At 66.2% G+C, this 11,991-nt stretch carries 15 protein-coding genes, 4 tRNA genes and 1 pseudogene; 18 read left to right on the plus strand and 2 right to left on the minus strand.

The window, feature by feature from the left end; translation table 11 throughout:
- The coding region (locus tag QH290_RS19090) for a M48 family metalloprotease (protein ID WP_280384310.1) at positions 1-318 on the plus strand (318 nt) is incomplete at its 5' end.
- A 55-nt stretch (positions 319-373) separates the two neighbouring features.
- On the opposite strand, the gene QH290_RS19095 is transcribed toward QH290_RS19090, so the two are convergent.
- Positions 374-865, minus strand: a complete 492-nt coding sequence (locus tag QH290_RS19095; RefSeq protein WP_280264824.1) for a YajQ family cyclic di-GMP-binding protein — start codon at positions 863-865, stop codon at positions 374-376.
- A 156-nt stretch (positions 866-1,021) separates the two neighbouring features.
- Between QH290_RS19095 and QH290_RS19100 the strand changes: the two genes are divergently transcribed.
- From QH290_RS19100 to QH290_RS19180, 17 genes are all read left to right on the plus strand, one after another.
- Positions 1,022-1,102: transfer RNA gene (locus QH290_RS19100), tRNA-Tyr, on the plus strand.
- A 175-nt stretch (positions 1,103-1,277) separates the two neighbouring features.
- Positions 1,278-1,350 (plus strand) — tRNA-Thr (locus QH290_RS19105).
- An 86-nt stretch (positions 1,351-1,436) separates the two neighbouring features.
- A tRNA-Met gene (locus tag QH290_RS19110) sits at positions 1,437-1,509 on the plus strand.
- 49 nt (positions 1,510-1,558) lie between these two features.
- Positions 1,559-1,729 (plus strand): 50S ribosomal protein L33, encoded by a 171-nt coding sequence (rpmG, locus tag QH290_RS19115; RefSeq protein ID WP_019049401.1) that lies wholly within the window; start codon positions 1,559-1,561, stop codon positions 1,727-1,729.
- A 142-nt stretch (positions 1,730-1,871) separates the two neighbouring features.
- Positions 1,872-2,957: a fused (3R)-hydroxyacyl-ACP dehydratase subunits HadA/HadB gene (locus tag QH290_RS19120; RefSeq protein WP_425301618.1), complete on the plus strand. Its 1,086-nt coding sequence runs from the start codon at positions 1,872-1,874 to the stop codon at positions 2,955-2,957.
- Positions 2,958-3,167: 210 nt separating this feature from the next.
- Positions 3,168-3,240, plus strand: a tRNA-Trp gene (locus QH290_RS19125).
- A 67-nt stretch (positions 3,241-3,307) separates the two neighbouring features.
- The gene (gene secE, locus QH290_RS19130; protein WP_280264823.1) at positions 3,308-3,712 is read left to right on the plus strand and encodes a preprotein translocase subunit SecE; all 405 of its coding nucleotides are present in this window, start codon (positions 3,308-3,310) and stop codon (positions 3,710-3,712) included.
- A gap of 123 nt (positions 3,713-3,835) precedes the next feature.
- Positions 3,836-4,645, plus strand: coding sequence for a transcription termination/antitermination protein NusG (gene nusG / locus QH290_RS19135; RefSeq protein ID WP_280264822.1), 810 nt, complete (start codon positions 3,836-3,838; stop codon positions 4,643-4,645).
- 38 nt (positions 4,646-4,683) lie between these two features.
- The gene (gene rplK / locus QH290_RS19140) at positions 4,684-5,118 is read left to right on the plus strand and encodes a 50S ribosomal protein L11 (protein ID WP_280264821.1); all 435 of its coding nucleotides are present in this window, start codon (positions 4,684-4,686) and stop codon (positions 5,116-5,118) included.
- A 66-nt stretch (positions 5,119-5,184) separates the two neighbouring features.
- Positions 5,185-5,898 (plus strand): 50S ribosomal protein L1, encoded by a 714-nt coding sequence (rplA, locus tag QH290_RS19145; protein WP_280264820.1) that lies wholly within the window; start codon positions 5,185-5,187, stop codon positions 5,896-5,898.
- A gap of 349 nt (positions 5,899-6,247) precedes the next feature.
- Positions 6,248-6,796: a 50S ribosomal protein L10 gene (gene rplJ / locus QH290_RS19150; protein WP_280264819.1), complete on the plus strand. Its 549-nt coding sequence runs from the start codon at positions 6,248-6,250 to the stop codon at positions 6,794-6,796.
- A gap of 42 nt (positions 6,797-6,838) precedes the next feature.
- Entirely contained in the window at positions 6,839-7,228 is a 390-nt protein-coding gene (gene rplL / locus QH290_RS19155; RefSeq protein ID WP_280264818.1) for a 50S ribosomal protein L7/L12, read from the plus strand.
- Positions 7,229-7,461: 233 nt separating this feature from the next.
- Complete coding sequence (locus tag QH290_RS19160; protein WP_211339381.1) at positions 7,462-8,538, plus strand: ABC transporter ATP-binding protein; 1,077 nt, start codon at positions 7,462-7,464, stop codon at positions 8,536-8,538.
- 11 nt (positions 8,539-8,549) lie between these two features.
- Entirely contained in the window at positions 8,550-9,344 is a 795-nt protein-coding gene (locus QH290_RS19165) for an MlaE family ABC transporter permease (RefSeq protein ID WP_280264817.1), read from the plus strand.
- A gap of 41 nt (positions 9,345-9,385) precedes the next feature.
- On the plus strand, positions 9,386-10,213 hold the full coding sequence (locus QH290_RS19170; protein WP_425301617.1) for an MlaE family ABC transporter permease: 828 nt from the start codon (positions 9,386-9,388) through the stop codon (positions 10,211-10,213).
- 70 nt (positions 10,214-10,283) lie between these two features.
- Positions 10,284-11,630: an MCE family protein gene (locus QH290_RS19175; RefSeq protein ID WP_280264815.1), complete on the plus strand. Its 1,347-nt coding sequence runs from the start codon at positions 10,284-10,286 to the stop codon at positions 11,628-11,630.
- A complete protein-coding gene (locus QH290_RS19180; RefSeq protein ID WP_425303627.1) occupies positions 11,627-11,779 on the plus strand; it encodes a hypothetical protein in 153 nt (50 codons plus the stop codon). The genes QH290_RS19175 and QH290_RS19180 overlap by 4 nt, the downstream gene beginning before the upstream one ends.
- Positions 11,780-11,854: 75 nt before the next feature.
- On the opposite strand, the pseudogene QH290_RS38150 reads toward QH290_RS19180, so the two are convergent.
- A pseudogene (locus QH290_RS38150) lies at positions 11,855-11,991 on the minus strand (condensation domain-containing protein); the annotation flags it as partial.

The raw sequence follows: 11,991 nt of genomic DNA on the forward strand, positions 1-11,991 counted from the left end.
GGGGTGCTGCTGGTCTCGCTGCTCGGCCCGATCGCCGCGACGCTCATCAAGCTGGCCGTGTCGCGTTCGCGCGAATACCAGGCCGACCAGGACGGGGCGGCCCTGACCGGCGACCCGCTGGCCCTGGCCTCGGCCCTGCGCAAGCTGGAGCGCGGCACCCAGGCGGCCCCCCTGCCGCCGGAGCCCCAACTGACCTCCCAGTCACACCTGATGATCGCCAACCCGTTCCGGGCCGGAGACCGCATGGCCCGCTGGTTCTCCACCCACCCCCCGATGGACGAACGCATCCAGCGCCTCGAGCAAATGGCGGGCCGCTGAGTCCGACCCACCTCCTGGAATTCCCGGCGTGCCCACCTCCCGGCGTGCCCACCTCCTACCGGTAATTCACGAACTGCAGTGCCACGTCCAGGTCCGCGTTCTTGAGTAGCGAGATGACCGCTTGGAGGTCGTCGCGCTTCTTACCGCTCACTCGCAGTTCGTCGCCCTGGATCTGGGCCTTGATGCCCTTGGGGCCCTCGTCGCGGATCTTCTTGGCGATCTTTTTCGCATTCTCCGCCGAGATGCCCTGCACCAGCGTGCCTGTGATTTTGTACACCTTTCCGGAGACCTGCGGCTCCCCGGCGTCGAAGGCCTTGAGCGAGATGTCGCGGCGGATCAGCTTCTCCTTGAACACCTCCAGCGCGGCCTTGACCCGGTCCTCCGACTCGGCCTGCACGACGATCTTCTCCTCGCCGGACCACTCGATGCCCGCGCCGGTGCCGCGGAAGTCGTAGCGGGTGTTGAGCTCCTTCGCCGCCTGATTCAGTGCGTTGTCGACCTCCTGTCGGTCGACCTTGCTCACGACATCGAATGACGAATCGGCCACCCTGCGCTCCTGTCTGAGATCGTTGCCGGACTGACGGGACCCTACGTACCCCGGACCTCCGAAGCTAGTCCGCCGCACACGGGCTTGGCCAGCCGGTTTGCATGTGAGGGCCAGGCACGTTGTATTCTTCTCAGCGCGCTCACACAGCGCATCCCTGGCGGATTGCCCGAGCGGCCAAAGGGAGCTGACTGTAAATCAGCCGCGAAAGCTTCGGAGGTTCGAATCCTTCATCCGCCACGCCCTCGGGCCCTCCCTGTGTTCAGGGAGGGCCCGAGTTCGTTCAGGGGTGATCCTCGGTTCCAAATCGGCTCCTCACCAGCCGGTTTGGTAACCACGCGGTCGGGTGTGTAACCTCGTTCAAGGCTTCGGCGCCCCCGGTGCGAGCGATCGACACGGGAGCGCGAGTAGCTGTGCCCCCTTAGCTCAGTCGGCAGAGCGTTTCCATGGTAAGGAAAAGGTCAACGGTTCGATTCCGTTAGGGGGCTCGCCGGATTGCCGGTGGTGACCGACTCGGCACTCTGAAGGCGTAGAACCGAGAGCCGGGGCAACACCTCCGCATTACCGCGCATATGGCGGTGTAGCTCAGGCGGTAGAGCAAACGACTCATAATCGTTGTGTCGCCGGTTCGAGTCCGGCCATCGCTACCCATACAGTTCGACTCCTCTTGTAGGTTGACCGGAAAGAAGGCATATCGTGGCCGCGAAGTCCACCGATGTCCGGCCAAAGATCACCTTGGCCTGCGAAGAGTGCAAGCACCGCAACTACATCACCAAGAAGAACCGGCGCAACGACCCGGACCGCCTCGAGCTGAAGAAGTTCTGCCCGAACTGCGGTACCCATCGGGCCCACCGCGAGTCTCGCTAAGTTCTCCACGCGTGCACGCTGCCGCGTTGGTCTAAAGTGCCGGAGCAGGATTTCACCCGCTCCGGCACTTGGTGTAAGTGCGGTAGTGAGCGCTCCGCCGACTCCCGGTAGCGGGGTCAGATAGGGACAGCCTTCCGTGACAATCAACACCGGTACCGAGGTCGAGACGGACCACATCGACACCGCATCGAACGGTAAGCCGTTAGACCCCGCGGCCCACGCCGCGGCGATGGTCGGTCACCACTACCGCGTCGACGACTACTACGAGGTCGGCCGCGAGAAGGTGCGCGAGTACGCGCGCGCGGTGCAGGACTACCACCCGGTGCACTGGGAGGAAGACGTCGCCCAGGAGTACGGCCACGACAGCCTGGTCGCGCCGCTGACGTTCATCTCCCTGGTCGGAATCCTCGCGCAGCGCAAGCTGTTCGAGCAGGTCGTCACCGGCTACGACCTGAGCCAGATCATGCAGACCGACCAGATCCTGGAGTTCCACCGCCCGATCCGGGTCGGCGACCAGCTCACCTGCGACGTCCACCTGCACTCGTTCCGGCAGGCCCCCGGCGGCGCCGACATGATCGTGACCAAGAACATCGTCACCGCCCAGAACGACGAACTGGTGCTCACCACCTACACCACGCTGGTCGGCCGCAGCGGTGCCGAGATCGATCCGAACATCGGCGACGCCGTCCGCAACGTGCTGATGCACGGCATCGGGGAGGCGCCCGGCCACCACCCGCGCACCGCGCCGCCGACGTCCCCGGCGCCGATTCCGGTCGCCACGGTTCCCGACGTGCCGCCCAGCAGGCACGCGCTCCGCTTCGACGACGTCGCCACCGGCGACGAACTGCCCCCGCGCACCGTCCGCCTGACCCGCGGCGACCTGGTCAACTACGCCGGTGTCTCCGGCGACGCCAACCCGATCCACTGGAGCGACGACGTGGTCAAGCTCGTCGGCCTGGACAACGTGGTGGCGCACGGCATGCTCACCATGGGCCTGGGTGGCGGGTTCGTCACGTCCTGGCTGGGCGACCCGGGTGCGGTCAAGGAGTACAACGTCCGCTTCACCAGCCCGGTCTACGTGCCCGCCGACCGCCCGGCCGAGATCGAGTACACCGGCAAGGTGAAGTCGATGGATCCGGAGACCCGCACGGCCGTCGTGGCGATCGTGGCGAAGTCCGAGGGGCGTAAGATCTTCGGGCGCGCCACGGCCACCGTGCAACTGGTGTGACCGAGGCGTCCCGACCCGATTGGCGGCCGAGCGGATCGGTAACGTACACTCGGGTTTCTGGGGTCGCCAGCCGCTGCGCGCTGCTCTGAAGGGGCTGGTTCCGGACGGGAAACCGTCGGGGCCGCCGTCGCCGGAGCGGCGCGCGTGTTGTGTGACAGCCAGGGACAACTGAAAAGAAATGGTGCTGGATAATCCAAGACGTCCAGCCGAAGGGGCGTAGCTCAATTGGCAGAGCAGCGGTCTCCAAAACCGCAGGTTGCAGGTTCAAGTCCTGTCGCCCCTGCCTTCCGCAGCGACTGCTTGCAGGTCGCTCGAAAGGACCAGCATGCCAGCGACGAGAGAGGATCGACGTGAGCGAGCAGCGGGACCGTCGCCACGACGCGGATGCGTCCGACGACGATGACACCGCGGTGAGCCGGCCGAGTGGCAAGCGGTCGTCTCGGCGTGCTCGCGGAGCATCCTCGCAGAGCGATACCGGTGCCCTCGCCACCATCGAGCGCGCCGGTGGCGACTCGGGATCGGCGAAGGTGGCCAAGGCCGACAGGAAGGCCGCGCGCGGTTCGGCGAATCCGTTCAAGCGCCTGGTGAAGTTCCTGCGCGAGGTGATCGCGGAACTGCGCAAGGTGATCTGGCCCAACCGCAAGCAGATGGTCACCTATACGAGCGTGGTCTTGGTGTTCGTGATCGTGCTGGTCGCGTACATCTACGGGATGGATCTGGCGTTCATCAAGGGTGTCGACTGGCTGTTCGGCTAGCTGATCCCGCGCCGGTAACCGTCTCGAGCAGGCCGGATTTCGGCCGTGCAGTGGCGGTGCCATCCGCCGGATGCCTTCCGGCACGCAGAGGAAGTTAGTGACGACACAGGAAGCGAGTGCCCAGTGAGCACCCCGGAGAACGGCACAACCGAAGAGTTCCCGGTCGACGACGCGGTGGAGCAGTCCGCCGCCGAGCAGACCATGGAGGACTCGGCGGACTCCGCGCCGGCCGCGGAGCCCGCACCCGCCGAGGACACCGCTGACGAATCCGCCGCCGAGGCGCCCGCCGCAGAGGAGGCCGCCGATCCGGTCGCGGAGATGAAGGCCGCGCTGCGGCGCGCTCCCGGCGACTGGTATGTCGTCCACTCCTATGCCGGTTACGAGAACAAGGTGAAGGCCAACCTCGAGACCCGCGTGCAGAACCTGGGCCTGGAGGACTACATCTTCCAGGTCGAGGTGCCGACCGAGCAGGTCACCCAGTTCAAGAACAACCAGCGCAAGACGGTGCAGCAGAAGATCCTGCCGGGTTACATCCTGGTCCGGATGGACCTCAACGACGAGTCGTGGGGCGCGGTGCGCAACACCCCGGGCGTCACCGGTTTCGTCGGCGCCACCTCCCGGCCCTCGCCGCTGTCGATCAACGACGTGGTGAAGTTCCTGGTCCCGGCCGAGCAGCAGCAGAAGAAGCCGGCCGCCGCCGCCAGCGCCGCCGCGACCGCGGAGAGCGGCGCCACCGAGGCCGCGCCGAAGCCCGCCCTCGAGGTCGATTTCGAGGTCGGCGAGTCGGTGACGGTGATGGACGGCCCGTTCGCGACGCTGCCGGCCAGCATCTCCGAGATCAACGCCGAGCAGCAGAAGCTCAAGGTGCTGGTGTCGATCTTCGGTCGCGAGACCCCGGTGGAGCTCGCCTTCACTCAGGTCGCGAAAATCTGAGACTTGCAATAAGGCAAGAAACCAACCAAGGAAGAAAGATGCCCCCCAAGAAGAAGAAGGTCGCCGGGCTCATCAAGCTCCAGATCCAGGCCGGTGCGGCGAACCCCGCCCCGCCGGTCGGTCCCGCGCTGGGTCAGCACGGCGTCAACATCATGGAGTTCTGCAAGGCGTACAACGCCGCGACCGAGTCGCAGCGCGGCAACGTCATTCCGGTCGAGATCACGGTCTACGAGGACCGCTCGTTCGACTTCAAGCTGAAGACTCCGCCCGCCGCCAAGCTGCTGCTGAAGGCCGCCGGTGTGCAGAAGGGTTCGGCCGAGCCGCACCGCAACAAGGTCGCCACGGTCACGATGGACCAGATCAAGGACATCGCGAAGACCAAGCAGGAAGATCTGAACGCCAACGACATCGATCAGGCGGCGAAGATCATCGCGGGCACCGCTCGCTCGATGGGTATCACCATCTCCGAGTAAGAGCTCGTGTGGGAGGGACGGCCAGTCCCGGAAACCACGTCTGAACCACGAACAGGACAGAGAATCATGGCAAAACGAAGCAAGGCGTATCTCGAGGCGGCCGCCAAGGTCGACCGCGCTCAGCTGTACTCCCCGCTGGCCGCCACCCGGCTGGCGAAGGACACCTCCACCAAGAAGACCGACGCCACCGTCGAGGTCGCCGTCCGTCTGGGTGTCGATCCCCGCAAGGCCGACCAGATGGTCCGCGGCACCGTCAACCTGCCGCACGGCACCGGTAAGACCGCCCGCGTCATCGTGTTCGCCGCCGGTGAGAAGGCCGCCGAGGCCGAGGCCGCCGGTGCCGACGCCGTGGGCGCCGAGGACCTGATCGAGCGCATCCAGGGCGGCTGGCTGGACTTCGACGCCGCGATCGCCACCCCGGACCAGATGGCCAAGGTCGGCCGCATCGCGCGCGTGCTGGGCCCCCGCGGCCTGATGCCGAACCCGAAGACGGGCACGGTCACCACCGATGTGACCAAGGCCGTCAACGACATCAAGGGCGGCAAGATCAACTTCCGCGTCGACAAGCAGGCCAACCTGCACTTCGTGATCGGCAAGGCCTCCTTCGACGAGAAGAACCTGGTGGAGAACTACGGCGCCGCGCTGGAGGAGATCCTGCGCCTGAAGCCCTCGACCGCGAAGGGCCGCTACGTCAAGAAGGTGACGATTTCGACGAACACCGGCCCGGGCATCCCGGTGGACCCGAACCGCACCCGCAACCTCACCGAAGAGGACGCGTAGCACCAAGCATCCCGAAGGGCCGGTACCTGAATCAGGTACCGGCCCGTTTTGGCAGATGGGGGAGGGGTCCGCTATTCTGTACTGCGGTCGTCGACTCGTTCGATGATCACCCCAATCGTTCTACCGAAGACCGTTGGTCGCTGCCGTCAGGCAGTCGAAGGTCCGGCGAGATTGCCGGCGGCCCACGCAGGGAGAACCGAGGTCGGGAAATATGCGCGCGTTGATTCGCGCCCGTTTTCTTGTGCGCCCCGGATCGCTCTGCGTCCGGGGCGTCAGCTTTGTCGCCGGGTCGTCTCCGCCGGAGTCGGTAGTTCATACGAACCGACCATCCAGAGAGGAGGCGAAGTATATGGCAATTCAGTGGAAGCACACCCAGGTCGACCAGATCACCGAGAAGTTCAAGGACTCCACCGCCACCGTGATCACGGAATACCGTGGTCTGTCGGTCGGCAAGCTCACCGAGCTGCGTCGGGCCCTGGGCGCGGACGCCACGTACACCGTCGCCAAGAACACCCTGGTCAAGCGTGCCGCCGCCGAGGCGGGCGTGGAAGGCCTGGATGACTTGTTCGTCGGTCCGACCGCCATCACCTTCATCAAGAGCGAGCCGGTCGAGGCCGCGAAGGCGCTGAAGGCCTTCGCCAAGGACAACAAGGCCCTGGTCATCAAGGGCGGCTACATGGACGGCGCCCCGCTGTCCGTGTCCGAGGTCGAGCGCATCGCCGACCTGGAGTCCCGCGAGGTGCTGCTGTCCAAGCTGGCCGGCGCCATGAAGGGCAACATGACCAAGGCGGCCGGGCTGTTCGCCGCGCCCGCCGGTCAGGTCGCTCGCCTGTTCGCCGCGCTCGAGGACAAGAAGCGCGCCGAAGGCGGCGCCGAGGCCGCTCCGGCCGCCGAATAAGTCATTCCCCACCCCATAGACATCCACCGAAAGGAAACAACAATGGCCAACGTTGACGAGCTGCTCGAGACCATCGGCAACATGACCCTGCTCGAGCTGTCGGACTTCGTGAAGAAGTTCGAGGAGAAGTTCGAGGTCACCGCCGCCGCTCCGGTCGCCGTCGCCGCCGCCCCGGGTGCCGCCGGTGCCGCTGCCGGTGCCGACGCCGCCGAGGAGCAGGACGAGTTCGACGTCGTGCTCGAGAGCGCCGGCGACAAGAAGATCCAGGTCATCAAGGTCGTGCGCGAGATCGTCTCCGGCCTGGGCCTGAAGGAGGCCAAGGATCTGGTCGAGGGTGCCCCGAAGCCGATCCTGGAGAAGGTCGCCAAGGAGGCCGCCGACGCCGCCAAGACCAAGCTGGAAGAGGCCGGCGCCAAGGTCTCGGTCAAGTAATTGCGGTAATTCGCTGCGAATCGGGCGGTTCCCCGCGGGGGACCGCCCGATTTGTTGTTTCCGGCGGCGGAACCACGATGTTGTCGGTCGTTCCTACTCTCGAGTCAGCTAGGCTGTCCTCGATCAGCGGCATACGATACAGTGGCCGCACCCCAGTGTGCCGCGTCACATCCGGCTGGAATTGTCGAGGCGTGGCGCGTGGGCGCTCGTCAGTAGGAATTGTGGAGGTTGGCGTGGGCGTCGAGGTCAGGACCGAAGCTGTAACCAAGTCTTTCGGTTCGCAGCGTATTTGGCAGGATGTCACCCTGACCCTGCCCCCGGGGGAAGTCAGCGCGCTGCTCGGCCCCTCCGGCACCGGTAAGTCCGTGTTCCTGAAGTCGCTGATCGGTCTGCTGCGCCCCGAGCGTGGCTCCATCTTCATCGACGGCACCGACATCACCACCTGCTCCAACAAGGAGCTCTACGAGATTCGCAAGCTGTTCGGCGTGCTGTTCCAGGACGGCGCCCTGTTCGGCTCGATGAATCTGTTCGACAACGTGGCCTTCCCGCTGCGCGAGCACACCAAGAAGAGCGAATCCGAGATCAAGAAGATCGTCATGGAGAAGCTCGAGCTGACCGGTCTGCTCGGCGCCGAGGGCAAGCTGCCCGGCGAGATCTCCGGCGGTATGCGCAAGCGCGCCGGGCTGGCCCGCGCCCTGGTGCTGGACCCGCAGATCATCCTCGTCGACGAGCCGGACTCCGGCCTCGACCCGGTGCGCACCACCTACATCAGCCAGTTGCTGCTCGACATCAACGCCCAGATCGACGCCACGATCCTGATCGTCACCCACAACATCCAGGTGGCCCGCACGATTCCGGACAACATCGGCATGCTGTTCCGCCGCCAGCTGGTCATGTTCGGCCCGCGCGAGGTGCTGCTGACCTCGGAGGAGCCGGTGGTCAAGCAGTTCCTCAACGGCCGCATGGTCGGTCCGATCGGCATGACCGAGGAGAAGGACGAGGCGCAGATGGCGCGCGAGCAGGCGCTCGCCGACGCCGGCCACTACGACAACGGGATCGACGAGATCCAGGGCATCCCGCCGCAGGTGAAGGTCAACCCCGGCATGCCCGTGCGCCAGGCCGTGGAGCGCCGCCGTCGCCGGGTCCGCGAGATCATGCACACCCTGCCGCATGCGGCCCAGGTCGCCATCCGTGAATCCATGGAAGAGAACGGCGATACACAAGTTCTGCCCGCCTACACCGGCAACCCGCCGGAATATCAGGGCGGCGCGTACGACACCACCGTGCGTCACAACCCAACCAACGGGTAACATACGCCACCGTGAATCAAACCCTGACGCGGCTGCGCACCCCGGTCGAGTCGGGTTTTGCACAGGCCGGGAACATCTTTGCGCTGCTCATCAGCGTGGCGCGCAAGACTTTCCAGCGGCCGTTCCAGTGGCGTGAGTTCATCGAGCAGTCGTGGTTCATCGCGAGTGTCTCGGTGCTGCCCGCCGCCCTGGTCGCAATCCCGTTCGGCGCCGTTGTGGCACTGCAGACCGGTTCACTGATCAAGCAGCTCGGCGCCGAGGCATTCACCGGCGCCACCAGCGTGCTGGCCACCGTCCAGCAGGCCGCTCCCGTCGTCACCGCGCTGATCATCGCCGGTGCGGCGGGTTCCGCCGTCGCCGCGGATCTGGGCTCGCGAACCATCCGCGAGGAGATCGACGCGATGGAGGTGCTCGGCATCGACCCGGTGCAGCGCCTGGTGGTTCCGCGCGTGCTGGGCATGATCCTGGTCGCGGTGCTGCTCAACGGCCTGGTGTCGGTCGTCGGCATCTGCGGCGGCTACGGTTTCAACGTTCTGCTGCAGGGCGGCACCCCCGGTGCCTATCTGGCCTCGTTCTCCGCGCTGGCCCAGCTGCCCGATCTGTGGATCGGTGAAATCAAGGCGGCCATCTTCGGTCTGATCGCGGGCGTGATCGCCGCCTACAAGGGTCTGCATCCGAAAGGGGGACCGAAAGGAGTGGGTGACGCGGTGAACCAGTCCGTGGTGATCACCTTCCTGGTGCTCTTCTTCGTCAATCTCATCTTGACGTTGGTGTACCTGCAGGTCGTCCCCGCCAAGGGCTCCTGACCATGGTTGTGGCACAGCGTTCCCCGGCCCTCGCCAAGCAGATGCGCCGGGTAGGTAGGGTGCTGCGCGGTCCGGTCGACATGATCGATCGCGCCGGCGACCAGATGTCGTTCTACTCCAAGGCGATCGCGTGGATTCCGCGCACCGCGGTGCACTACCGCAAGGAGGTCATGCGGCTGCTGGCCGAGGTGACCTTCGGCTCCGGTGCGCTCGCGGTGATCGGCGGGACCATCGGCGTGGTCGTGATGATGTCGGCCTCGGTCGGCGTGGTGGTCGGTCTGCAGGGCTTCAAGGCCCTCGACGCCCTGGGCAGCGGCGTGCTGACCGGCTTCCTCACCGGATACATCAATACCCGCGAGCTGGCTCCGCTGGTGGCGGCGCTGGCGCTGTCGGCGACGGTCGGCTGTGGTTTCACCGCGCAGCTGGGCGCAATGCGGATCTCGGAGGAGATCGACGCGCTCGAGGTGATGGCGGTGCCGGGCGTGCCGTTCCTGGTGACCACCCGCGTGATCGCGGGCTTCACCGCGGTGATCCCGCTCTACATCGTCGGCCTGCTGGGCACGTTCCTGGCGTCGCGGCAGATCAGCGTGTGGTTCAACGGGCAATCGACAGGGTCCTACGACCACTATTTCAGCCTGTTCCTACCACCTGAGGACGTGCTGTATTCGTTCCTCAAGGTGCTGGTCTTCGCCTTCGTGATCATCCTGATCCACTGCTACTACGGCTTCACCGCCACCGGCGGCCCGGCCGGAGTCGGCGTGGCCGTGGGGCGCGCGGTGCGCGCGTCCATCGTGCTGATCAACATCCTGGATTTCTTCCTCAGCCTGGCCATCTGGGGAACCACGACGACGGTGCGGGTGGCGGGATGATCGGTCAAAGCCCGGAGGCGGCAGCCTGCGTAACCACGGAGGGCTTCCGATCATCCCGAGGAGGTACAGCATGAACGGGGTGCAGTTCTGGCGCTCCACCGAGAAGCTGCGCAAGCGCACGCTCGGGGTGCTGTTCTTCGTGGTGATGGCGGTGTTCCTGGCGACCACCGTCGCGGCCTACAACAAGGTGTGGGTGAAGACGACGAAGGTCGACCTGATCACCGACACCGTCGGAAACGCGTTGACCCGCAACGCGGATGTGAAGGTCCGCGGCGTCACCGTCGGCGAGGTGCGCTCCAGCGAGTCCACCGGCGGCAAGGTGACGCTGCACCTGGCGCTGAGCCCGGACAAGGCCGAGAAGATCCCGTCCAACGTGACCGCCCGGCTGCTGCCGAAGACGCTGTTCGGCGAGCGCTACGTCGAGCTGGTGTGGCCCGAACAGCCGAGCGGACAGCCGCTGCGGGCGGGCATGACCCTGCAGCAGGACGCCAGCGGCAATGCCGTGGAGGTCAGCCAGCTGCTCGACAAGGTGCTGCCGCTGCTGCAGGCGATTCCGCCGCAGTACCTGGCCTCGACCCTCGGCGCGCTGTCGCAGGCGCTCGGCGGGCAGGGCGAGGAACTCGGCCACACCATCGACCGGCTGGACACCATCTTCCGCGACATCAACGGCGTGATGCCGACGTTGCAGGAGGACATCCGCCAATTCGCCACCGTGGCCGACACCTATTCGGACGCGCTGCCGCAGCTGGTCGACACCTTCGACAATCTGCGCACGCTCAATGCCACGATCGTGCAGAAGCGGTCGCAGATCGACACGCTGTACTCGGTGCTGACACCCACCTCGGCGCAGACGGCCGACTTCCTGATCGCCAACCACGACAACATCATCGACGTCGCCGCGGACTCGCGGACCGCGCTGGAGCTGCTGGGCACCTACTCGCCCACCTTCCCCTGCACGATGAAGAACTTCGCGCAGCTCAAGCCGCGCATCGACCAGATCTTCGGCAAGGACACCGATATGCCGGGTTCGCGGGTGTCGATCCTGCTCACCAACACCCGCGGCAAGTACCTGCCCAACCAGGACGAGCCGCGCTGGTTCGACGAGCGCCCGCCGGTGTGCTTCCCCGAGTTCCCGACCGGCGTGGACTCCGGGCAGTATCCGACCGGTTCCGGCAACGACGGCTCCTATCAGCCGCCGAGCCGCAATCCGGGCGACCCGAATATCGGACAGCTGCCGCCCGCCCAGTTCTCGGTGTACGGCGCACAGCCCGCGACCTCGGTGGGCTCCCCGGCCGAGCAGCAGACCCTGGGCGCGATCTATGGTGCGGCCAACGGGGTTTCGCCGGACCAGGTGCCGAGCTGGGTGACCCGGATCGGGGCGCCCGCCATGCGCGGAAGTGAGGTGAGCGTGAAGTGAGTGGGCGTTTACGTGGCCTCGGCGGCCCGCTGACCAAGCTCGTCATCTTCATCGTCGTGACGCTGCTCGCGACCGGGGTGCTGGGACTCACGATCGCCAACTACTCCGGCGGCGGCAGCGAATTCAAGGCCCGGGTTAGCGGTGTGTGAAAGCGGGGACCCGGGGGCGGGGGGGGGCTCGCCCGGGGGGGGGGGGGGCGAGGGGGGGAGGGGGAGGTAGGCGGTCGTGACATCGGCGGCCAGGGGTTCGAGCGACCACCCGTCCGCGGCGATGTGATGTACGACCAGCACCAGCAGGTGTTCGCGGTCGGGCGTGCGGTTCAGCTCGGCGCGCAGCGGGATCTCGGTGGTGAGATCGAAAC

It is taken from the genome of Nocardia wallacei, assembly GCF_029869545.1.
In the GTDB taxonomy this organism is placed as follows: Bacteria; Actinomycetota; Actinomycetes; order Mycobacteriales; family Mycobacteriaceae; genus Nocardia; species Nocardia wallacei_A.